Source organism: Spiroplasma endosymbiont of Polydrusus formosus (assembly GCF_964263245.1).
GTDB lineage: Bacteria > Bacillota_I > Bacilli_A > Mycoplasmatales > Mycoplasmataceae > Spiroplasma.
The window spans coordinates 220,588-245,996 of the sequence record NZ_OZ181656.1 but is presented as its reverse complement, the minus strand read 5'-3'; the positions used below and the strand labels follow the sequence as shown (position 1 = coordinate 245,996).

Below are 25,409 nucleotides of genomic sequence, written 5' to 3'. Positions count from 1 at the left end.
AAATAAGGAGGAATAGAAGATGGAAAAAGAAAATAAATTTAAGTCATCACCACCGATTGCAACTTTTAAAAAATATAAAAGTGGTACAGTCGACAAATTAATACGACATAATTTTAGAATTAAAGTACCTGAAAATGTCAACCCTGAATTTACAAAATATAATTTTTATTATGTTGGTGATAAAAAAGAAAAAATTATAAATTATAAAGGTTTTGAGTTAGCAAATAATAAAAGATTTGAATTATTAAAAAATATAGAAGAAGATTGAAATAAGCAACAACAAAAATATAGTGAAGCACAAAAATCAACTTTTAAAGATTTTTGTAATAAACATAATACTTACATAGAGGTTGTTTTGCCAGCAACAAGACAAGAATGATTTGAAAAAATGGTAATATGTCAATTTACAGATATTAAAGTATGAGACAAAAAAACAAATACGCGTAAAATGGGACAATTAATCCCTGAAAGTATAAACTATCATAAATTAAATGAATGAGTTAATATTGAAATAAATTTTATGAAACAATGAATGAAAAATAATCTTAAAACAGATATGGGATATTTGTATTCAGTAGTTCACATGGACGAGACAACACCCCATATTCATTTTGGTTTTATTCCTGTTAGTAAAGTTTTTTCAAAAAAAATTAATGAAGAAAGATACATAATTAGTAATAATAGGATTTTTGGTGGTAAAAAACAAATACAAAAATTTCATAATTATCATGCTAATTATTTAACAAAAGCAGGTTATGAAATAGAGCCTGGTGAAATTGGTGGTAAAGGTAGTTATAATGCAATGAATTTTCGAGAAGTTAAAGAATTTGAACGAAATAAATTAGAAAATGAAATTAATAATCTATTTGATGAATACAAGTCTACCAAAGACAATATTAAAGAATTTAACAAAATTAAAAGTATTAATGATGATTATGATAGTTTAATTTATGAAATTAAACAATATTTAATATATGAAAATAATTTTACAGATTATGAAATAAATCAATTAACTAAATATTTAGATTTAGCAGAAAAAATGAAATACTACAAGATTATCACTACTATCACTAACCCAAAAAAATCAGATTTTAAAAATATGAGTTTAATTGAACAAGAATTTAATGAAATGGTTTTTAAAATCAATCCAATTATGCAAAAAGGTTATGATTTGGTGAGCAGTCTAGAAAGAGAGTTATAAAAATATGTGAAATAAAATTAAAAAGAAAAAAATAAGTTTATTAATTGGTTTATGTTTTGTTCCAATAATTTTTATTTTTTGTTTAACATTATTTGGAATAGGTTATTCAATTTTTAATAATTGAAAACAAATGGCAATATTTATCAACGAAATTAAGCAATTTCAAATATTATCATGATGAAATTATATAATTAAAAGTGAATACGGATTATTAATAACAGTTGGATTAAGTTTAGCTTTTTATTGCTGGTTTTTTTATTTTGTTTTATTTAGTAAAGTGAAGAGTAAAGAAACTGCAATTAAAACAACCGATAAAATAGATTTTGGGGATAGTAAATGATTAAGTATAAAAGAAATTGATGATATTGGTGATAAAGTTAATATCAAAGATAATTATAAAAATACTGGTTTTGTTTTTAACTGTAATAAAAATAAAAAAGATTTATTGTTTAACTTAAAAAATAATATTCATAGTGTTATTGTTGGCTCAACAGCAAGCGGAAAAACACAAGGAATAGTATTACCAACAATTTATTTAAACGGAAAATCAACCGCTAAACAAACTATGATCATAACCGACCCCAAGGGAGAATTATATAATTTAACTAGTGGATTTTTAGAAGAAAATGGTTATAAAATAAAAGTTATTGATTTTCGTAATTTAGAGAAAGGAAATACTTGAAACCCACTAAAAATAATTTACGATGACTTTATTAAAATGATGATAACAGATAATGAAAAAGAAAAAATAAAGTGAAAAATAAAATATCAAGATAAAATTAGATCACTTAGTCGTATGTTAATTAACAAAAATATAAATATTGAAGATGAATTTTGAAACGAATCAACAAGCATGATTGTTCAAGGAATTATTTTGGCAATATTAGAAGATTATGAAGATAAAATAAATAAATTTAGTAAAAAATCAGAAATCGAAGAAAATTTAAACCAAGAATTATTTTTTAACAAATTTAATATGGCATCAGTAGCAGCAATCGCTAGTTTTAAAAAAGATTTAGTTGAATGACTAAATAATCGAAAAAATACCAGCATTGCCAAAATTACCGCAAGCCAGGCTTTAGTTGATAGTAAAGAAAATAGGACACTAGATAGTATTTTAATTACTGTTGCAAAAAGTTTAGAAATATTTAACAGTGATTTTATTCGTAATTTAACATCCCAAAATGATATTAATTACAATGATTTTATCGAATATCCAACAGTTCTATACATCATATTTAGTGATGAAAATGATAATTACTATAAATTAATAGCAATATTAATTAGTCAAATTTATCAATTTTTAACAAATCACGCAAGTAAAACAATCGAGCAAAAACTAGAAAAACCAGTATATTTTATTTTAGATGAATTTGCTAATTTAACAAAAATAAATAATTTTGAAAGATGAGTTAGTATTTCACGCAGTAGAAACATCTTTTTTCAATTAATATTACAAGATATCAACCAATTAAAATTAAATTATGGTGATACAATAGCAAAAATTATTTTAAATAACTGTGGGATGCACATTTTCTTACATACCAACGATTTAGAAACAATTAAATATTATAGCGAATTATTTGGAACAAAAACAATCGAACAAATTAGTATTAATGAAAATAAAAGCAATATTAGTGTTTCAAAAAATTTAAAAAGCCATCCGTTAATGTTAACTAGTGAGTTAGCAAATTTAAAACAAGGACAAGGAATTGTTAAAATATCACGCTATAACCCAATGAAAATAACTTTAAAACTATGGAAAGATTTAAAGTTATCAGAAAAAACAAACCCATTTCAATTAAAAGAAATTGAATATATCAATTTTAATAAAGAATATTTTTATGATATTAAAAATAATAAAAAAGAAATGAAAGAAAATGAAACTAATGAATTTGCGAATTTAACAACAGAAGAAATTACAACAAATATTAATAATTTAAAAATCCAATTAACAGAATATGAAAAAACAAACTATAAATCTATTCAAAATAAAACAATGATAAATTTACTTTTACAAAAAATTAAAAACCTTGAAACAGAGTTAATCAAAAGACAAGAAAACCAATAATTATTCTGAAAAGGAATAATTATTTTTTATAAATAGTAAGATTTCACAAAGTGGTCAAGCTGGAACACTAAAAAATAAACGAAGTGGGAGGATATCTGTAAGGTTAATCAACTAATTAAATTAGTACTACATGGGGCAGAAGAGTAGTCGCAAGTGATTAACTAAACCAATACCTAAGGGAAACTCTACCTAAATGAGAAAAAGCAATAAAGTTATTTAATAAATAACTAGTGAAAAATAAAAAGAAAAAGGATAAGAAGGTTAATTAATTTCTATCTTTCTATCGATAAAAATAATGTAATAAAACTGCTGACAAATTATTTTAAGCAGTATAAAATTTTACTATCATGCAATGATGATTTAAAAGGAATATAAGTATATGTTAAATATTTTCAATACTATTAATTTTAGAGAAAAAGTAAATATTGATGTTAATGAAGTAGGAAAAAGATTAATATTAGAAGAATGAGAAAGCACTGATCAAGAATTAAGAAAACAAAATTGCAATGGTCAAAATGGTTATATTATGTGAGGGAAAAGACCTTTTACAGAAAAAACAGAGTATGGCGATATTACTTTTTATAGAACATTATTTCGTTTTTACAATAAAGATACTAATAAATATGAATTTGTTTTTTTTTATTTGATAAAAAAATTGGGAGAAAAAAATGAAGTAGAATTAGCATTTTTATTAAAATAGCAATTTGAAAAGAAATGGATAGTGCTAAAAGACAAAGAGATATTAAGGATACGTATCCAAAATTAAACATATCCAATATGACAATCACAAATATTAATAAAGAGGTTAATTTTGATAAATTATTTAAAGAACAATTAAAAACAAAGACAGAAAAAATAAATGTTCAAACACCATATTTATATGCTGGAGTTGACGATTCTTTTAGTAATTTAACAAAATATAAAAAAATAGAAAAAAACATGTTTAGAGTAGCATATTTCCATACTGGATATGATGAAATAAAAAGTACTAAAAACAAAAATGTTTTAAGAGATAAAAAGATTTTTATTGTTATGAAATCAGTAAAAAATAAATATTATCTTATTAAAAAATATAAAAAAGAATTTTTACATTTTTTAAATCAAAATTTTAATATTGAAAATTGTAAGTTAACGCTGGCAGGTGATGGAGCAACATGAATTCAAAAATTCGCTAATGAAATTGGTGCAATTTATATTTTAGATGAATTTCACTTAATGAAAGAATTAAAAACAATAGTTCCTTATCGAAGAAGAAAACTTACCAAAAATTTAACTGATAACGAAAAAATAAGAAAACAAATTTATTTAGATATGAATAAATTATTGAAAAGTGGCGACCCTGATGAAGCAATAAAATATTTAAAAAATTTAATAAAAATCAAGAACATTAAAGAACATCCATTTTTGAAAGATAAAAAAGAAGATATAAAAAAATTTATTAATTATATTAATAAAAGAAAAGATGGAATTAAGGTTTATAAAGAAGATTGATATAAAGGGTCTTGCACTGAATCACAAATTTCACATAATGTCAAATGATTAAAAGGATATGGCTCTAAATCATATAGTGAAAAAGTTTTCAAAAATATGATTGCAATGAAAATGGCGAAAGAAAACGGGGTTAATTTAATTGAGTTTTATCTTAATAAGTTAAATAAAAAATTGCAAAGAGAACATAATTATTATTTCAAAAATGATGCTAATCACCTACAAAAAGAGCATAATTTTTATTTCAAAAATAACGCTAATCACCAATTTTTAATAAATAAAAATGTTTCTCAACAAGCAAGCGTGTTTATTTAAAATATAAAACAATTCAATAAATATTTATTAAATAATTTTATAAATTATTATTTTTGTTTTGTAATTTTGTGATTTTATGTTATTATCAAGATGGTTAAAAAAGATAAATTTGTCTTTTCCTTAGTTAGTTTTATTTTAATAGATAAAATATTTATTAAAAATAAGACATCACCAAACGAATATTTTATTCCATCGTTAGTATCTAAATATACCAAATTAAAATATTGTAATCATAAGTTGGTGAATTTTTCTTCGTGATAAGATAATATCTTGTAAAATTAAAAAAGCTTTAATTTTACAAGATCCATAAATTTTGCGATTATCATTGGATGCACTGATGACTTTTTGTTCATAATTATTAACATCAACCATAGCCGTATTTATTAATTTGATAGTAATATGTTGATTTTGCTATCTTTAATTTTGATCTATTTGACCAATTTTTCGCATGGAATATTTTTCTTTATTATTGTTAATAATTTTTATTTTTTTGCTAATTATCAGCACTACTTGCTTTAAAGGGTTGTTTTTCATTATAATTGGATTAATTCTTTTTGCAAGGCAATCAAGTTAATTTTCTTCAACAGTGCGATTATCTTTTGCTTTAAAAAATCCAGAATTATGAAATTTTTCAATTAACTGATATATAGTTGATTTTTACACCTTATATTATTTAAAAATTTCAAGAATTGTTTTGCCATTTTGATAAAGTAAAACAATTTGTTTTTTTAAATTCATCGGTATATGAATTTCTTCCCATTTTTATATTCCTACTTTCTTCATAATTATATTTTATTTGAAAGTCCACATAAATATAGTAAAATTCATTGTAACATATCCATAAAAAGTTTTAATATATATAAAATGTTACATTTTAATTTAAAATATACAATAAGAAAAAAAGATAAAAACAAGATTAATTATCGATAATAAAAAAATAACTCCAAAAAGATTTTTTTAAAATGTTATTATTTGCTAATTGAAACAACTGTTCCAGCTCCGATGGTACGACCACCTTCACGAATTGAGAATTTAGTTCCTTCCTCGATAGCAACTGGTGCGATTAATTCAACTGTTATTTCAACATTATCCCCTGGCATTACCATTTCAACACCACTTGGTAATTTAATTGATCCAGTAACATCCGTGGTACGGAAGTAAAATTGTGGACGGTAGTTTCCGAAGAATGGTGTATGACGTCCTCCTTCTTCTTTTGTTAAAACATAAACTTGTGATTTAAATTCTGTATGTGGTTTAACTGAACCTGGTTTTGCAATAACTTGCCCACGTTCAACATCATTACGATCTACTCCTCGTAATAATATCCCAACATTATCCCCAGCTTTAGCGTCATCTAATAATTTTCTAAACATTTCTAAACCTGTTACAACAACTTTTTTAGTTTCACTTTTTAATCCAATAATTTCAACTTCTTCATTAACTTTAACAATCCCACGTTCAACACGTCCTGTTGCAACTGTCCCACGTCCTGTAATTGTGAAAACATCTTCAACTGGCATCATGAATGGTTTTGCTGTATCTCTTTCTGGTTCTGGAATTCATTTATCAATTGCAGACATTAATTTAATTATTTCTTCTTCTCATTTAGCATCACCTTCAAGCGCTTTTAAAGCTGACCCTCTAATAACTGGTGTTTTTTCTCCATCAAAACCATATTCGCTTAATAGATCTCTAACTTCCATTTCGATTAAATCCATCATTTCATTATCGTCATCCATAATGTCGCATTTATTTAAGAAAACAACCATTTTTGGAACTCCAACTTGGCGTGATAATAAGATATGTTCTCTTGTTTGAGGCATTGGTCCGTCTGTTGCTGCAACAACTAAAATCGCCCCATCCATTTGAGCAGCACCAGTAATCATGTTTTTAACATAATCAGCATGCCCTGGACAGTCAACGTGCGCATAGTGTCTTTTTTCAGTACGATACTCAACATGTGAAGTATTAATTGTAATTCCACGTTCTTTTTCTTCAGGAGCTTTATCAATACTATCATATTTTTGGGCTTCTGCGAATCCTTTTTTGGCTAATACTGTTGTAATAGCCGCTGTTAAAGTAGTTTTTCCGTGGTCAACGTGTCCAATTGTTCCAACGTTAACGTGTGGTAAACTTCTATCAAATTTTTGTTTTGCCATTTTAATATTTTCCTCCTATATTTTAATTAATAGACAAATGTCATAATTATTTTAAATTAATTTTATTTGCTTTATAATCATTTTTTTCTAATGGTGAATTAAACCATTTTTATTCAATTATTCGGCTGATTTTCCAGCTTTTTTAATAATTTCTTCAGTAATTGATTTTGGTGCTTCTTGGTGATGTGAAAACAACATTGTATAAGTTCCGCGACCTTTTGTAAAACTTCGTAAATCAGTTGCATATCCAAACATTTCTGATAATGGAACTTTTGCTTTAACAATTTGGGCATTCCCACGTTGATCATTTCCTTCGATTTGACCACGGCGTGATGACAAGTTCCCCATTACATCCCCATAGTATTCTTCAGGAACAGTAACTTCAACCGCCATAATTGGTTCTAAAATAACTGGTTTACATTTTTTTGCTGCTTCTTTTAATGATAAACTAGCTGCAAACTCATAAGCCATTTGTGATGAATCAACATCATGATATGACCCATCAAATAAAGTCGCTTTAATATCAATCATCGGATAACCCGCTAATTTTCCTGTTTGCATTGATTCCTCTAATCCTTTTTTAATAGAACCGATGAATTCCTTTGGAATTTTTCCACCAACAATCTCATCAACGAATTCAAATCCCCTATCATTATTTGGTTCAAATTTAATTAATACGTGTCCATATTGACCACGTCCTCCTGATTGTTTAATGTATTTCCCTTCCACTTCAGCACTATCTTTAAATGTTTCACGGTATGAAACTTGGGGAGCTCCAACATTGGTTTCAACCTTAAATTCACGTTTCATTCGATCAACTAAAATATCTAAGTGTAATTCTCCCATTCCAGCAATAATTGTTTGACCTGTTTCCTCGTCTGTTCATGTTCGGAATGTTGGATCTTCTTCAGCCAATTTTTGTAATGCTAAACTCATTTTTTCTTGGTCAGTTTTTGTTTTTGGCTCTAATGCTAGGTTAATAACTGGTTCTGGAAATACCATTGATTCTAAGATTACTTTGTTTTTCTTATCGCAAAGAGTATCTCCCGTTGTGGTTAATTTTAAACCAACGGCTGCCACAATATCGCCAGCATACACTGTTTCAATTTCTTCACGATTATTAGCGTGCATTTTTAATAAACGACCAATTCGCTCTGATTTATCTTTTGTTGAGTTTAAAACAGAACCTCCTTTTTTTAATACTCCTGAGTAAACTCGGAAAAATGTTAATTTTCCAACAAAGGGATCAGTCATAATTTTAAATGATAAGGCTGAGAATGGTTCACTATCATCAACACGACGTTCTGTTTCCATTCCGTCTTCTAGCACTCCTTTAATTGATGGGATATCAAGTGGGGAAGGTAAATAATCAATTACCCCATCCAACATTAATTTAACTCCTTTATTTTTAAAAGCACTTCCACAAAAAACAGGGAAGAAATCACCTGTTAATGTTGCGACACGAATTGCGCTTTTAATTTCTGTAATTGGAATTTCATTTTCGTCTAAATATTTTAACATTAATTCTTCATCAAAGTTAACCACTGCTTCAATTAATTTCATGCGGTATTCTTCAACTAAATTTTTTAAATCGTCTGGAATTGGAATTTCTTGTGATTCTTCTTTTTCTGTTCCATCATAATGATAAGCTTTTCGTTCAATAATATCAATAATTCCGCTAAATTGATCTTCCGATCCAATTGGAATTTGGACTGGATGAGCATTTGCTTGCAGGCGATCATGAATTGTTTTTACTGAATACAAAAAGTCAGCTCCAATTTTATCCATTTTATTAACAAAAACGATTCTTGGCACCCCATAAGTTGTTGCTTGTCGTCAAACTGTTTCTGTTTGTGGTTCAACCCCTGATTGTCCATCAAGCACCGCAACTGCACCATCTAAAACACGTAATGATCTTTCCACTTCAACGGTAAAATCAACGTGTCCTGGAGTATCAATAATATTTAAACGCATATTTTTTCAAAACGCTGTTGTTGCCGCAGAAGTAATTGTAATTCCACGTTCTTGTTCTTGGGTCATTCAATCCATTTGGCTAGCTCCATCATGTGTTTCCCCAATTTTATGAATTTTACCAGTATGGAATAAAATACGCTCAGTTGTTGTTGTTTTTCCGGCATCAATATGCGCCATAATTCCAATATTTCTCGTATTTTCTAGAGAATATTCTCTCGCCATCTATTTTTTTCTTTCTATTTTTTATCAACGATAATGTGCGAAAGCCTTATTAGCTTCTGCCATTTTGTGTGTATCATCTTTTTTCTTAACTGCTCCCCCGATTCCGTTTGAAGCATCAATAATTTCATTTGCTAAGCGATCAACCATGCTCTTTTCATTTCGTAATCTTGCATAATTAATTAATCAACGTAACCCTAAGGTAACTTTACGATCTTCATTTACTTCAATTGGGACTTGATAATTAGCTCCCCCAATTCGTCGAATTTTTAATTCTAAATGTGGGGTAATATTTTTAATTGCTTTGTTAAATACTTCTAATGGTTCAGTTTTTGTTTTTTCTTTAACGATATCAAATGCACCATATAAAATTGTTTGCGCAATTCCTCTTTTTCCGTTGATCATAATTTTATTAATCGCACGAGTTGTCAATTTTGAATCATAAATTGGATCTGATAAAACATTTCTCTTTTCTGCTTGACGTTTACGCATAGTAACCCTCTCCTTCTATTTACTTAAGTTTTGGCATATTTTGGTCTTTTTGTTCCGTATAGTGAACGTCCTTGTTGACGTTTATTAACTCCAGAGGTATCTAATGTTCCGCGAATAATATGGTAACGAACCCCTGGTAAGTCCTTAACCCTTCCTCCACGAATTAAGACAACACTGTGTTCTTGTAAATTATGTCCTTCACCAGGAATATACGCTGTTACTTCCATTCTGTTTGTTAAACGAACACGAGCATATTTTCTTAAAGCTGAGTTGGGTTTTTTGGGTGTCATTGTTGCTACCCGTATACATACCCCTCTTTTTTGTGGTGCGGTTTCATTAGTTTGTTTTTTTTGTAAAGAATTTAAACCCTTATTTAAAGCGGGTGCTTTTGTTTTCCAAACTTTTTCTTTTCGTGGTTTACGAACTAATTGATTAATTGTCGGCATTAAACTTTCTCCTTTCTTCTTCACATATCCTAGTGTATCAAATAATACAATCCACACATAATATTACATAAAACAGCAAAATAAGTCAATACTTAATAATAAATATTGTCAAAAGAAAAACCACAAGATTTTTCTAATATTCTTCAGATTTGGCAACAATTCCAGCCATAATAATATCTTTCGAATTTTTTAATCCTGTTCCAGCCGGAATTAAGTGACCTAACATAATGTTTTCTTTTAAGCCTTCCAAACTATCAACTTTTCCTTTAATTATTGCTTTAACCAAAACACGGGTTGTATCTTGAAAAGACGCTGATGATAAGAATGACTCTGATTCTAATGGCGCTTTCTTAATTCCAAATATAACATGTTTCGCTGTTGGTGGTTTTTTCATTGAGCGAACAGCATTAATTGTTTCATTACGATAACGTTTAATTGTTACAATTTCTCCTGGCAACAATTTAGTATCTCCTGCATCAATAATTTTAACTTTATTCAACATTTGTTTAATAATAATTTCAATATATTTATCGGAAATTTCAATTCCTTGTAAACGATAAACTCGTTGTACCTCTTTTAAAATATAATTATAAACATCTTCAATTTTGGCAACTTCTAATAATTCTTTAATATTAATTGAACCTTCAGTTAATTTTTGACCACTAACAACTTTATCTCTTATCTTAACTATTAAAACAGCATTATATTGGGTTTTATATTTTCGTTCATCACTATCTGATTTAACATAAATAGTATGAATCCCACTCTCATCACGAATATCGCTAATTTCCCCATCAATTTCGGAAATTACCGCAATTGATCCTTTAGGAGTGGTAACGTCTAATAATTCTTTAATCCGTGGTAACCCTTGGGTAATATCAGCACCACCAGCAACACCACCGGTATGGAATGTCCGCATTGTTAACTGCGTTCCAGGTTCACCAATTGATTGCGCCGCAATTGTTCCAACAGCTTCACCAATTTCAACTTCCATACCTGTTGCCAGGTTTTTTCCATAACAACGTTGACAAATCCCTTTTTCAGCTCCACAAGTTAATACTGAACGAATAATAACTTCTTTAATATCATTATCAATAATTTTGCGACTATCTTCTTCTGTTAATAATGTATTAGCTAGAATAACTTCACGATTCTTTAGTTTAATATCTTTTAAATTATAACGACCAACTAGGCGGTCAAATAACGGCACAATGATATTAGCGTGTTTTTGTTCAATAATATCTGAAACAACAAAACCACGATTATTATTACAATCTTTTATTGTAATAATAATTTCTTGCGAAACATCAACTAACCGTCTTGTTAAATACCCCGAGTCGGCTGTTTTTAAAGCCACATCAGCCATCCCTTTTCGAGCCCCGTGGGTTGAAATAAAGAATTCAGACACGGTTAAACCTTCCCGGAAGGAAGATTTAATTGGCAATTCAATAATATCTCCTTTTGGATTATTCATTAAACCCCGCATCCCAACCAACTGCGTAAAGTTTGACACATTCCCCCTTGCTCCTGAATCAGCCATCATAAAGATTGGATTTTTAGGATCTTCACGTAAAACATGTTCTAATTCAGTTTGAATATTATCTTTTACTTTTGATCAAACACCAATAATTAGATGTTGTTTTTCTCGGCTTGTTAGCATTCCCATTTTAAAGTAATTATTAATTTCTTTTACTTTTTGGTCAGCTACTTTAAATTCTTCTTGTTTTTTATAATAAACTTTAACATCGCCCGCTGAAACAGTTACCCCTGATTTTCCGGAATATTTAAATCCTAGGTTTTTCATATTATCTAACATTTCAGCTGTTTTATTAGCACCATATATTTTAAAATAACGATCAATAATATTTGATAAATCTTTTTTCTTAAACGGTACGTTTGCCGTTCATGTGGATAAGTATTCAATTAAATTAACATTATCCTTAATTAACGAACGCGCTGGTAAAGCTGTTAAATTTTCGATATTTGTCTCATTTAAATAAGGGAATTCCTCTTTAAAAATTTGGTTAAAAATAATTTTTCCTGGTGTCGTAATAATATAATCATTCATTTGTTCGGGAGCAAATTTTTTATGCGTAAAACAAGAAACTGGAATAGCAACTAAGGCATGGAGCGCAACAGCCCCGGTTTCACAAGCAATCACTGCTTCATTTAAATCTTTAAAAATTGTTCCTTCACCTAACTGCCCCTTTTCTTCATGTGTTAAATAGTAGTTCCCTAACACCATATCTTGGGTTGGAGTAACAATTGGTTTTCCATCTTTTGGCCCTAAAATGTTACGACTTCCCAACATTAAACTACGCGCTTCGGCAACTGCTTCATCGGTAATTGGCACATGGACCGCCATTTGGTCACCATCAAAGTCGGCATTAAAAGCGGTTGTTACTAAGGGGTGCAATCGAATTGCTTTTCCTTTAACTAGTTTTGGTTCAAATGCTTGAATTCCTAATCGGTGTAAAGTTGGTGCGCGGTTTAATAAGACCGGGCGTGTTTTAATAACATCCTCTAAAATTTCTCACACTTTATCATCTTGATTTAAAATTAATTTTTCAGCAACTTTAATATTTGCTGCTAAACCATCTCTCACTAATTTGCTAATAACAAATGGTTTAAACAAAGTAATTGCCATATCCCGTGGTAAACCACATTGATACATTTTTAAATCTGGTCCAATCGCAATAACCGAACGTCCTGAATAATCAACCCGTTTCCCTAACAAGTTTTGACGAAAACGACCTTGTTTCCCCTTTAAAATACTTGTCAATGATTTTAATGGGCGTTTATCTTTCCCGGTTACAGGGCGAGCTTTTCGTTCATTATCTAATAATGCATCAACAGCTTCTTGTAACATCCTTTTTTCATTATTAACAATAACACTTGGGGCTCCCATTGTTTTAACTTTTTTTAATCGTTCATTTCGAATAATAATTCGACGATATAAATCATTAATTTCTGAAGTGGTAAAACGACCCCCATCTAATTGAATAATTGGGCGAATATCTGGCGGAATTACTGGCACCGCACGAAGAATCATTCATTCTGGGTGCGACCCTGATTTTTTTAATGAATCTAAAACTTCTAATCGTTTCATTAATTTATTTTGGTCTAATTGTGTTTTTTTGTCTTTTAAATCTTGTCTAATTTTTTCAATTTCATCATCAATATTTAAATTTTTCAATAATACTTCAATCGCCGCAGCCCCAATACCAAAACAGGCGCTCGTATGACGATTAATAAATTGGGCACATTCATCCATTGAAAATGGTAACGAAGTATTTTTTAAATCTTCAATCATTGTTTCGCCAGCCTCATAAGCAATTGTCCCGGGTTCTAATGTATCTAAAATTTCTCGTAATGTTTTTGTTAAGCGTTGACGAGTTGCAGCTGAAGTTTTAGCATTTCCTAAATCTAAAACCATTTTTTGTTTTAATGATTTGGCATCACCATCATCTAAAACAATATACGAAACAAAATAAACAACTTCTTCAAGTTCTTTTGTTTTCATATCTAAAATTAAAGCAATTCGACTTGGTGCTGCTTTTAACATTCAAATATGGGTAACTGGTTCTTCTAATTCAATATGTCCCATGCGTTCACGACGAACAATTGCTTCGGTAATTTCAACCCCGCAACGTTCACAAATTTTTCCTTTATTTTTTGATTTTTTGTACTTCCCACAAACACACTCAAAATTTTTGGTTGGCCCAAAAATTTTTTCATCAAATAATCCGTCGCGTTCTGGTTTTAATGTTTTATAATTAATTGTTTCTGGTTTTTTAACTTCCCCAAATGACCAGCTCCTAATATCGTCAGGCTTTGCCAAACCAATTTTAATCATTCGATTATTTTTTTTATTATTATCAATCATTTTTTCTTCCCCCTTAATCTAATTAGTCTTTATCATCTAAATCATTAACTTCGTTTTCATCATATTCAACTTCATAATCTTCATCATCTAAATTATCTTGTAAATCAAAACTATCTTCGATTTTAGTAAAGTCATCTAAATTATTACTTTTTTGTCGATCACAATTATTATCACTTAAAATAAAATTATCAATGTCAAATTCATCTTCAAATTCATTACTATCAGTTAATAAATCTTCATCAACATAATCTAATTCATCATAACTTTTAATACTTTTAATATTTCCTTTTTCATCAATCATATTAATATTAAATCCCAAACCTTGGATTTCACGTGTTAAAACATTAAATGATTCCGGAATTCCTGGTTCAGGAATCTTTTTATCTTTGATAATTGATTCATAAGCACGCGTTCTTCCTTTAATATCATCCGACTTAATTGTTAAAATTTCCCGCAAAGTATGAGCTGCACCATAAGCTTCTAGCGCTCATACTTCCATTTCTCCGAAACGTTGCCCTCCATTTTGAGCTTTTCCTCCCAATGGTTGTTGGGTAATTAATGAATATGGTCCGACATTTCGGGCATGCAATTTATCATCAACCATGTGTGATAATTTCAGCATATACATTACTCCGACTGAAACGGGATTATCAAATTTTTCTCCTGATTGACCATCAATTAAAACTTCTTTCCCGAAGTTTTTCATTTTCGCTTTGTCCATAATTTCAATTAATTCTTCATTTGTCATGCCATCAAAAACGGGTGTTGAAATTTTTTGTCCTAATTTTTTAGCTGCCATTCCTAAATGAATTTCTAGAACCTGTCCAATATTCATCCTTGATGGTACCCCTAATGGGTTTAACATAACATCAATTGGAGTTCCATCTTCTAAATGTGGCATATCTTCTAATGGTAAAATTTTCGAAATAACCCCTTTGTTCCCATGGCGTCCGGCCATTTTATCTCCCTCTTGGATTTTTCGTTTTTGAACAATATAAATTTTAATAACTTCTAAAACATCCGCTGATAATTCATATTTTTCCCGAGGAAAACGTTTAATTGTTTGAATAGTTCCTTCGCCTCCATTTGGTACTCGTAATGAATTATCTTTAACATTTTTTGATTTTTCCCCAAAAATTGCTTGTAATAATTTATCTTCTGGTGATAATTGGGTTTGTCCCTTTGGTGTTATTTTCCCAACTAAAATATCCCCTGGTTTAACTTCGGTTCCGATAATAACTAAACCATCATCGTCCAAAAATTTCCGCGCATTCTCTGAAATATTCGGAATTTCACGTGTAATTTCCTCGGGCCCTTGTTTTGTTTGACGACGTTCAATTGTGTATTCTTCAATATGGATTGAAGTAAAAACATCTTCCAACACTAATCGTTCTGAAATAATAATAGCATCTTCATAGTTATACCCATTTCATGTTGTAAAAGCGACAACAACATTTTGTCCTAAAGCTAATTCTCCTTTATCAATTGATGGTCCATCCGCTAAAACTTGTCCTTTTTCAACTTTTTGACCACGTCTTACTAATGGCACGTGTGTTAATGATGTTCCTTGATTACTACGAACAAAAGTATCTAAATTATAATTTTTTAAGCCTTCTTTTGTTTTTAAAACAATTCTTGTTGCATCAACAAAATAAACTGTCCCACCATATTGTGAAACAACAGCTAACCCCGAGTCGCGAGCAGCGGCATATTCAACTCCTGTCCCAACATATGGTGAATTTGGAGAAATTAACGGGATTGCTTGACGTTGCATATTGGCCCCCATTAAAGCACGGTTAGCATCATCATTTTCTAAAAATGGAATACAACTTGTGGCAATTGAGACAATTTGTTTTGGTGAAACATCGACATAATCAACATCATTTCGTCCAGCAATAATATTCTCTCCTTGAAATCGAGCCACTACTTGTTCATCTAAAATTTGACCCTTTTCACTTAAACGAATATTAGCTTGCGCTACAACATAATTTTTTTCCTCATCCGCTGTCAAATAATCATTTTCCATCGTAACTTTACAATCATTGACACGACGATATGGTGTTTCAATAAAGCCATATGAATTAATTTTGGCATAGGTTGCTAAGTTATTAATTAACCCAATATTTGGTCCCTCTGGTGTTTCAATTGGACAAATACGACCATAATGTGAGTAGTGAACATCCCGCACTTCTAAACCAGCACGTTCTCTTGAAAGCCCCCCTGGTCCTAATGCTGTTAACCGACGTTTATTTGTTAATTCCGCTAAAGGATTTGTTTGATCCATAAATTGTGATAACTGTGATAAATTAAAAAATTCACCAATAATAGCTGACAATGGTTTATTATTAATAATATTTGATGGCTTCATTTTAAATAAATTTGAAGTTGACATTTTTTCTTTAACATTTTTTTCAATTCTTAATAATCCGATTCGAAATTGATTTTGTAATAATTCACCAATTGTTCGAACACGACGATTTCCTAAGTGATCAATATCATCAACTTCTCCAACTCCATCCGTTAGATTTAATAAATACGAAAAAGTTGCTAAAATATCTGGCACAGTAACATATTCATCCGTTGCATTAGGATCAATCCCGATCACACTGGCTACTCGTGAACGAACTTCATTATCAACATAAACTTTAATTTTTTGGATTTTATTAGAACAAATAATTTCATCACTAAATTTAACTTCTTCTAAACAAGCGCCATCTTTTAAAATTCCTTTTAACTTATTAATAGCTTTTTTATCCATTAAAGTTCCTTTGGAAAAAACGACTTTCCCTTGAACATCTTTAATGTCTTCTACTAATACTTTATTATAAATACGGTTCCCAACAGATAATTTTTGGATTAATTTAAAACGTCCGGCTTTTGTTAAATCATATTTACGTTTATCAAATAATAATCCATATAAATATTTTGTCGCTCCATCCGGAGTTGCTGTTTCACCTGAACGAATTTTTTTATAAATCTCTTGCACAGCAATACTTTGATCATATAAAATGTCCCCTGTGTGTGGATCTAACTCATAAGTACTTTTTACTAATTTATTATCATCAAAAATATCTAGTGCATCTCCTTTAATAATTCCTAACGCTGTTAATAAATTAGCAACTGATATTTTTCTAGATTTATCAATTTTGACATAAAAAACATTTTCAAATTTTTCTTCTTTACCAACTTTAATTTTTTTATGATCTGATTCAAATTCTAATCATGTTCCTCTTGATGGAATTAAATCAACATAATAAACATTTTCCCCGTTTTTACGATTTAAATCAATTTTATAATATGTTCCTGGTGAACGAACTAATTGTGAAACAACAACTTTTTCTGAACCATTAACAATAAAAGTTCCTTTTCCGGTCATTAATGGAAAATCACCAAAAAAGACTTCGCCTTCTTTTTCGATTGTAATATCAACAATTAGTTTATCATCTAATCTTTCTTTAATTGTTACGGTACATGTTGCTGTTTCATCACCCGAATGAATATCATAATAAATAACATCAGTTGATTTTTTTAAAATTGTGATCATATGTCCAACACGTTCTTCAATTCATGCTTTAATTAACTCTGGTTCACCTTTAACAACTGCTTTTTCAACTTCTAAATTTTTTGAATTAATTGTTAATTTTAAATTTGAATAAATTGGTGCTTCAAAAATCTTTGATTCATCTTTTGCTTGAGAAATAGTTCGTCGTGGTTCTCTAAATTCTCAATCTAACATCTCTAAAACTATATTACCTTCATACTCAATAATCGGGAATACCTCCCCAAATACTTCATTAATTCCTATTTTTTTAAATCAATCATATGTTTCAGTTTGGATTTCAATTAAGTTTGGTAAATCCAAATTCCCACTTACTTTTGTATAATCAATTCTTTTAGTGTAATGCCCAAATTCTTTTTCTTTAAATGTCATTAATTATTAACCTCACTTTTCACAATACACGCTTACAAATTTTATACTGGTTTAATATAAAAGTCAATTATTTTTACTATTTAATTTGTTAATTTTACCATTTTTTCATTTATGCAATAAGTAAAAAACAAAACCTGCTTTTTCTTCCTTTAATATTTATATTTACTTATGACGATCACAAATAAAAATTTCATCGTCAACAACGCCAACCATTGATGCTTTCATTTTGTCAAACAAAACACCGGAAGCACTGCCACCAACACCTTGTTTTCTTGTTCGGCAATACATTTAAAACACTTTGGATTAAAATTTGTAATTTTTTGATCCTCCTTATTTTATCTTTAATTTTAGTAAAAAATAACTAAGTTGTAAAATTGTATTATCTGTCAATTAAAATTCGTGCTCATCAGCCATAGTGAACACCAATCTTACCAGTATTTGAACCATATGCTGAATATAAAACTTAATTAAACTTATTTAAGCCAAAGGTAAATGCAAAATAAAATAAAGGTTTATTTTATAATTAAAAACAATTCGATTGTGAATGTTTTTATCGTTATTTTTGGTAGCAATTCATACCATTTTATCATTAACTAAATTACAAATACTAAATAGTTTCAAATCTGTTAATCTTTTTGCATCCTCTCCTTTTTAAACTTCGTTTATAATGTGTTAAAAATTGCATTAGCACTATTAACGTTATTTTTAAACTTTGTTAACAATTCATAGCCAACATGAAATACACTAGTATTTTTAAAACTAATACCATTATATTGTATTAATATTGTATTAAACCACTACGCTTTTTAATTTAAACTTGATAACACCTATGGAAAGCAACAATAATTTTTCAAAATTCATTAGCTCGGTATCTAAACCTTGCCGACTAATTAAAATGTTACTTTCAAAATTTTTCCCATCTATTTTTAATGTGCCCGATAATGGCAGTCCATGTAGTTGAGAAATAAAATTTAGATTAACACGTAGCTTAGCTGACGTCATCATATGTTTATGACTAACATTAAAGATTGGTAAACTTTTTTATACGTGGCAACAAAATTGACCATTGTTAACCTGACGAGATTAACACATTCACCAACTAAAAGAACTGGTTGATAATTAACAATATCCTCTTGTTTATGGGACTGTCCATAATTCTCTGTTCTGATGGTTCATAAAATTAACCGCATTAATGCTTCTTCCCAATTTAACCAAAGGTAATTGTTTCGCGGATTTCTTGACTAACCCGATCATTATACTTAACTTGCTGGTTTAATTGACTAACAAAAATATTATCTAGTGTCTTAACATTAATATTATAAATTAATTTCAAAATTATCATAAATTAATTTAAATTTCTTATTTTCATCAATAATAACATTTTTATATAAATCTTAATTGTAAATATATTTGGACACTTTATTAAATATTTTGTATTAAAGCCAATAAATTTTTATAATTGATGTCATGTACGATGAACTGGCAACCCTTTTTAAAATATTTAGTAATTATTCGATATCCAAATTGTTTTAAATTTTCTTCATAGACTTTTACAATATCATTTATTTTTTTATCTTTTTTCTACTGTCATAATTTTTATATTTATCTCAATAACTACGTTTTAACTCCGTTATTTCTAGTAATAATTTTATTGAATATTCACGACAATTTTGTTTAATAAAAGAGACGATTATTAATTTGTTTAATTGTAAAAGTCATAGAGCTTTTTAATAATTCATACCTTGTTTTATAATATTATAAATCTATTTTGGTAAAAGATATTTTAGATCATTTAGGAATATCTAATTTCCTTTTTTATGATTTACTCATTAAGATCTTGCTGTATTTTCATTTATATTACATTGTTTTACTGCTATTCAACAACTTTTTTGTTTAATTTCCTCAATGATTTTTGTCCTAAATTCTGATGTATATTTGTTATATTTTTGTTATTTTCTTGCCATATAAAATGCCCCCATATAAAAATTTAGCAAAATCTTTTTATTTTACTTACTTTTTGGGGTGCAGTATAATGTTAAAAAATTTATTATAACTTGATTCATTTAAAAAATGGTTAATTTAATTTATCTTAAATAGCAAAAATATTGCATAAAAGCCATTATACAATTAGGCGAGAAATAAAAAGATTAAAAAACAACAATTACGATTCTAAATTAGCAGATGATGGCTATTGAAAAAAAATGTATTAAACACATTATATTTTCAGATAAATAATTAAGATTATTAGATAAAAGATTTAATAAATACCATGATACACCATAACAAATTTGTAAAAACTATGAAAAAGAATTTGGTATTAAATTTCCTATATGTGTTAAAACTTTATATAATTATAATTATTATGATTTTTTAAATTTATCAAAAGAAAATTTATATTTTCATGGTAAAAGATTTAAAACAAAAAATAGAAAAGATAACCGTGGTAAAATTGCTAATTATAGAATTATTAAAGAAGCAAAACACAATAAATATAAATTTAGTTGATTTAAAATGGATACATTAGCTGGTAAAGATCTTCGGTTTAGTTGTTTAGTCTTAACATAATAATTAAGCAAAAAATTTTTTGTAAAAAATTAAAAGAAAACTCGAGATCAGAAGTTACGAAAGTAATTAAAAAAATTTTAAATAATAAGATTTTCAAAAACATAAATATTAAAGGAATTATTATAGATCAAGGCAAATAATTTAGTAACTAAAAATAAATAGAAAAAATTTCTTGTACTAATGTTTATTTTTGTGATGCTGGAAAACCTACTCAAAAACCGTTAGTTGAAATAATTAATAGAGATATTAGACATTGATTTCCTAAAGGAACAGATTGTAATAATATTACATAACAAGAAATAGATTGAATTATTAATGTTATTAACAATAAATCAAGGCCTTGTTTATAGTGATTAAATTAACAACAATTATTTTTAAATTTATCATAACATATTTAATAATTTTTTATTGAATTAATCAAATAATTTAATAAATTATTTTTAGTGTACCAAAATTTGTAAATTTAAAACAAAACTAATATAATTTTATTTTTAAAATTATATTAGATACTTATTTTATTGTGTTATAATGAAAATAAATAAAATGTGTCATTTTAATTTACAATTTACAAAACAAAAAAAGTAATATTTTTTATTACGTACTTTTTTATTTTTAGAAGGAGAAAAAATGAATATTAAAGATTTAACGAAAGAAGTTAATAATGTGGAATTAAATGTGATTGCTGATAAAGTAACACAAGGATCAGCTTCCAATGGAAGCACTTATTTATCAATAACATTAAAAGATCGCACAGGGACGATTGAAGCAAGATTATGAGATGCACGCCCAAGTGACCTTGAATGTTTAGTGAAAGGTAAATGTTATAAAGTAAATATTAATATTATTGAATATCGCAAAGTTTTACAAGCAAAAATTAATAGTTATGATGTCATTGACAATGAAAGTATTAATTTGGATGATTTTATTGAAGTGGCACCACTTTCACTAGATAAAATGTATGAAGAAATTATGACAACCGTAAAAAAAATGAAAACACCAGAATACCGTGAAATTATGACCTTAATTTTAGCCAAATACGGGGAACAATTTAAAATTTGACCAGCGGCAATTCGTAATCATCATGAAATAAAATCAGGTTTAATCTGACATAGTTTAACAATGCTACAAATGGCAAAAAATGTTGTTAATGTTTATCAAGATCGTTTAATTAATGCCGAATTATTATATTGTGGTGTTATTTTACATGATCTTGGTAAAGTTATTGAAATTACAAATGGAACAACAAATGAATTTTCGTTTAAAGGGAAATTGCTTGGACATATTTCAATTATGGCCAATGAATTAAATCATCTTGTTCAAAGTAATAAATTAAATTCAGAAAAGATTGTTTTGTTGGAACATATGATTTTAGCTAGTCATGGACGATTAGAATATGGTTCCCCAATTGAACCACACATATTAGAAGCCGAAATTTTATCATTTTTAGATAATTTAGATGCGCGAATTTACCGAATTGATAAAGAATTATCAAAAACGTTACTTAATGAACAAACACAACGGCTATTATCAGTTGAAGGACGCTGATTCTTAAAACATTTTGAAAAATAATGTTAAATTTAGTTGTGAAAAATATAAATTTTTTCTATTTTTCATTTTTTTCTTTTTTGTATGGGGTATATAATAGTAATACGGTATGATTTAATTTTACAGGAATAAGTGCCGTAGTAAAAATATAACTATGGGAAAATTTAGTTAGTTATATCGAAATAACTATTAATCTTACTAAGAATAGAAAAGGGAAATATAAAAATTAAAATTATTGTAGTCGGAACTAACCGTTCGGGTACGATTGCTGATAGAACCTTAAGAAGACTGGAACCAAGAACACAAATTGTTACTTATGATAAAAAAATAACAATATTTCGTTTTTGGGATGTGGAATTGCACTATTAATTTCACAGGATAGGTAAAAGATCAAAATGGTTTATTTTATGCTTATCAAAAGATACTAAAAAACTAAGGTATTAAAGCAAATATGGAGTATGAAGTATTATAAATTTACAATAAAAATCAAAAAATTCGGGTAAAAAATTTAAAAAATAGTAATTAATTTGATGATACTTATGATAGATTAATTTCAAATATTGGTTCTTGACTTATTATTCGGCCAATCGAAGGAATTAAACAAGAAGGGATCTGTATTGTTAAATGATACCAACATGATTAATTAATAAAGAAAGCAAATGATGATAAAAATATATTAAAAACGTTGTTTTATGTGAGGCGGGCTAAATTGGTATTTAATTAATTGATGCTTTTCACCAAAAATTGAAAAATATTACTTTATTTGATATTTCCGACCGCATTATGCCACATTATTACGATAAGCTTTTTTACTTGATAGATTTTGAAGTAGCCATGTGTAAAGCGGGTGTTAATTTATGTGGTAGTTAAAATTGTTGTTAAATTTAAAAGTAATAATAACAAAGTAACAAAAGCAGCAACAGGTAAAGGTACATATTATACTAATTTAGTAATTTGACCAGTTGTTTTAAAATCAGCAAATAAAATTTTATCCGACGTTATTGATTTGGATAAAAATAATGTCATCAAATTTGATAAATATATTAAAACATCAGACCATAATATTTTTGCGATTGGTGATTGTGTTGAGATTTATGATAGATAATGCCAAAAAAACAACCAACCTATATTGCTTTAGTAACAAATGTTTTGCGGACAGGAGTTATTGCTGATGTTAATGCACTAAAACCAACCGGATTAGCATAATCATGTTTCCAAGGTTTGAATGTGATTAATGTTTATAGTTTAGCATTATCGTTAACCATAATGATTGAAACTGTTGCAAAAGATTTAGAATTTGACTATAATAAAATTACATTTACAGGTAATGATCGCCCTAGAATTTATTGGATTATTATCAAGAAGTTTTTGGATTGGCAACATTTTTTAGGACACTTTTTATATGGACTGTTGTTTTTCTAAATTCAACAGGTATTAAATAATTTAAACTACCATGAATTCAAATATTGTTATATTAATGCACAAAGTTAAATAATTTGTATTTTAATTGGGTTAAATTTATAAATTTTTGCCTCTTGACAAATTATTTTTTAAAACTTTTGTAAATTGTTTCAGCCCCAGCATTATCATAAAGATAGCCTTTATTGCTTAATGATTGTTTGGTGTTAAAAATATTTAAGGTATTATCAATGATTTTATTTTTAAATTCATTACTCCAGTTATTATGAAATAACGTAATTTGTTTTAATGGTATTGTAATTGAATAAAAGGTTTCTTGCACTAGTTGTATTGTTTTATTTGTCTCGACACTATAGCCAATTATTTCACGATTAAACAAGTCAATCAACAAACAAAGGATAATGTCAAATGTCATTTAGCACCACCTTGAACATATGTTAAATCACTAACAACAAAACTTCATTGGTTTTTGTGGTTATTATTAATTATTAAATTCACGGTTTAAAACGTTGCTAATTTCGTCGTTATTAACCACCAACTTATGATTACAATATTTTAAATTTGGTGCATTTAGATACTAACTGATTTTTAATCATAATTTGGTGAATTTTTCTTCGCGATAAGATAATATCTTTTTAATTTAAAAATCTTTAACTTTACAATCTCTATAAATTTTACGATTAACATTAAATGCTCTGATAACTTTTTGTTCATAATTATTAACATCAACCATAGCCACATTTATTAATTTGATAGTAATATGTTGATTTTGCTATCTTTAATTTTGATCTATTTGACCAATTTTTCGCATGGAACATTTTTCTTTATTATTGTTAATAATTTCTATTTTTTGCCAATTATCAGCGACGCTTGCCTTAAAAGGTTGTTTTCCATTCGTAATTAGATTAATTATTTTTGCAAGGCAATCAAAGTTAATTTTCTTCAAAAGTGCGATTATCTTTTGCTTTAAAAGATCCAGAATTATGAAATTTTTCAATTAACTGATATATAGTTGATTTTGACACCTTATATTATTTAAAAATTTCAAGAATGGTTTTACCATTTTGATAAAGTAAAATAATTTGTTTTTTAAATTCATATACCGATGAATTTCTTCCCTATTTTTATATTCCTACTTTCTTCATAATTATATTTTATTTGAAAATTCACATAAATATGATCCAACTTATTGGAACTTATTAATGCATTTGTTTTACAATTTACATAATTAAAAAAAATAAAAATATTGTTGGTTAACAAATTTAGTTATAATAAGGTTGGTTTAAGAATCAACCGCTTTAATTTCCAATTATTTGGATAAAAACTAAAATTAAGGAAATTGAACATTTAGATTCACCATATTCGCCGCCTTTTGCAAAAAATGTTGATGTATTAAATATTGTATTGGTAAAAATTAATGAATAGTAATAATTAAAGGAGATAATAATAATTAAATGACAGTAAAAAATGCAATTAATTGACGAAAAACTATTAAAAAATATAATAGTGAAAAAAAATAACAATGGATACTTAACAGTAATTTTGGAAGCGGATTACTTAGCACCTTATTCAATAGGGATTGAAGTAATGAATGTTATTAACATTACAAATCATGAATTGAGAAAGCAATTTATTGATGAAGTAATGTTTGGATTAAACCAATAAAAAGTAAAAAATGCTAGTTGTGTAATGTTTATT

The 25,409-nt window shown here is 27.8% G+C and carries 18 protein-coding genes; 7 read left to right on the top strand and 11 right to left on the bottom strand.

What is annotated here, in order from left to right:
* The first annotated feature begins 19 nt into the window (after positions 1–19).
* From ACE38S_RS01260 to ACE38S_RS01245, 4 genes are all read left to right on the top strand, one after another.
* Positions 20–1,201, top strand: coding sequence for a plasmid recombination protein (locus ACE38S_RS01260; RefSeq protein ID WP_374696021.1), 1,182 nt, complete (start codon positions 20–22; stop codon positions 1,199–1,201).
* A gap of 4 nt (positions 1,202–1,205) precedes the next feature.
* Positions 1,206–3,272, top strand: coding sequence for a VirD4-like conjugal transfer protein, CD1115 family (locus ACE38S_RS01255; protein WP_374696020.1), 2,067 nt, complete (start codon positions 1,206–1,208; stop codon positions 3,270–3,272).
* A 379-nt stretch (positions 3,273–3,651) separates the two neighbouring features.
* Complete coding sequence (locus tag ACE38S_RS01250; RefSeq protein WP_374696019.1) at positions 3,652–3,972, top strand: hypothetical protein; 321 nt, start codon at positions 3,652–3,654, stop codon at positions 3,970–3,972.
* Positions 3,973–3,986: 14 nt separating this feature from the next.
* A complete protein-coding gene (locus ACE38S_RS01245) occupies positions 3,987–5,075 on the top strand; it encodes an Mbov_0401 family ICE element transposase-like protein (RefSeq protein ID WP_374696018.1) in 1,089 nt (362 codons plus the stop codon).
* Between the two features lie 216 nt (positions 5,076–5,291).
* On the opposite strand, the gene ACE38S_RS01240 is transcribed toward ACE38S_RS01245, so the two are convergent.
* The 9 genes from ACE38S_RS01240 to ACE38S_RS01200 form a co-directional block, all read right to left on the bottom strand.
* Complete coding sequence (locus tag ACE38S_RS01240; RefSeq protein ID WP_374696017.1) at positions 5,292–5,447, bottom strand: hypothetical protein; 156 nt, start codon at positions 5,445–5,447, stop codon at positions 5,292–5,294.
* Between the two features lie 596 nt (positions 5,448–6,043).
* The gene (gene tuf / locus ACE38S_RS01235) at positions 6,044–7,234 is read right to left on the bottom strand and encodes an elongation factor Tu (RefSeq protein ID WP_374696016.1); all 1,191 of its coding nucleotides are present in this window, start codon (positions 7,232–7,234) and stop codon (positions 6,044–6,046) included.
* 117 nt (positions 7,235–7,351) lie between these two features.
* A complete protein-coding gene (gene fusA, locus ACE38S_RS01230) occupies positions 7,352–9,430 on the bottom strand; it encodes an elongation factor G (protein ID WP_374696015.1) in 2,079 nt (692 codons plus the stop codon).
* A gap of 21 nt (positions 9,431–9,451) precedes the next feature.
* On the bottom strand, positions 9,452–9,919 hold the full coding sequence (gene rpsG, locus ACE38S_RS01225) for a 30S ribosomal protein S7 (RefSeq protein ID WP_374696014.1): 468 nt from the start codon (positions 9,917–9,919) through the stop codon (positions 9,452–9,454).
* 23 nt (positions 9,920–9,942) lie between these two features.
* Positions 9,943–10,365, bottom strand: a complete 423-nt coding sequence (gene rpsL / locus ACE38S_RS01220) for a 30S ribosomal protein S12 (protein ID WP_374696013.1) — start codon at positions 10,363–10,365, stop codon at positions 9,943–9,945.
* A 133-nt stretch (positions 10,366–10,498) separates the two neighbouring features.
* Positions 10,499–14,251, bottom strand: coding sequence for a DNA-directed RNA polymerase subunit beta' (gene rpoC, locus ACE38S_RS01215; RefSeq protein WP_374696012.1), 3,753 nt, complete (start codon positions 14,249–14,251; stop codon positions 10,499–10,501).
* Positions 14,252–14,273: 22 nt separating this feature from the next.
* The gene (locus ACE38S_RS01210) at positions 14,274–18,182 is read right to left on the bottom strand and encodes a DNA-directed RNA polymerase subunit beta (protein WP_374696011.1); all 3,909 of its coding nucleotides are present in this window, start codon (positions 18,180–18,182) and stop codon (positions 14,274–14,276) included.
* A gap of 162 nt (positions 18,183–18,344) precedes the next feature.
* Positions 18,345–18,470, bottom strand: coding sequence for a hypothetical protein (locus tag ACE38S_RS01205; RefSeq protein WP_374696010.1), 126 nt, complete (start codon positions 18,468–18,470; stop codon positions 18,345–18,347).
* Between the two features lie 919 nt (positions 18,471–19,389).
* Positions 19,390–19,515, bottom strand: a complete 126-nt coding sequence (locus ACE38S_RS01200) for a hypothetical protein (RefSeq protein ID WP_374696009.1) — start codon at positions 19,513–19,515, stop codon at positions 19,390–19,392.
* 1,859 nt (positions 19,516–21,374) lie between these two features.
* On the opposite strand from ACE38S_RS01200, the gene ACE38S_RS01195 reads away from it, so the two are divergent.
* Together ACE38S_RS01195 and ACE38S_RS01190 are read left to right on the top strand one after the other, a co-directional pair.
* Positions 21,375–22,316: a 3'-5' exoribonuclease YhaM family protein gene (locus ACE38S_RS01195; RefSeq protein WP_374696008.1), complete on the top strand. Its 942-nt coding sequence runs from the start codon at positions 21,375–21,377 to the stop codon at positions 22,314–22,316.
* 835 nt (positions 22,317–23,151) lie between these two features.
* Complete coding sequence (locus ACE38S_RS01190) at positions 23,152–23,397, top strand: FAD-dependent oxidoreductase (protein ID WP_374696007.1); 246 nt, start codon at positions 23,152–23,154, stop codon at positions 23,395–23,397.
* A 438-nt stretch (positions 23,398–23,835) separates the two neighbouring features.
* On the opposite strand, the gene ACE38S_RS01185 is transcribed toward ACE38S_RS01190, so the two are convergent.
* Complete coding sequence (locus tag ACE38S_RS01185; RefSeq protein ID WP_374696006.1) at positions 23,836–24,126, bottom strand: hypothetical protein; 291 nt, start codon at positions 24,124–24,126, stop codon at positions 23,836–23,838.
* Positions 24,127–24,489: 363 nt separating this feature from the next.
* The gene (locus tag ACE38S_RS01180) at positions 24,490–24,657 is read right to left on the bottom strand and encodes a hypothetical protein (protein WP_374696005.1); all 168 of its coding nucleotides are present in this window, start codon (positions 24,655–24,657) and stop codon (positions 24,490–24,492) included.
* A 560-nt stretch (positions 24,658–25,217) separates the two neighbouring features.
* On the opposite strand from ACE38S_RS01180, the gene ACE38S_RS01175 reads away from it, so the two are divergent.
* Complete coding sequence (locus ACE38S_RS01175) at positions 25,218–25,376, top strand: hypothetical protein (RefSeq protein WP_374696004.1); 159 nt, start codon at positions 25,218–25,220, stop codon at positions 25,374–25,376.
* The last annotated feature ends 33 nt before the right edge of the window (positions 25,377–25,409 follow it).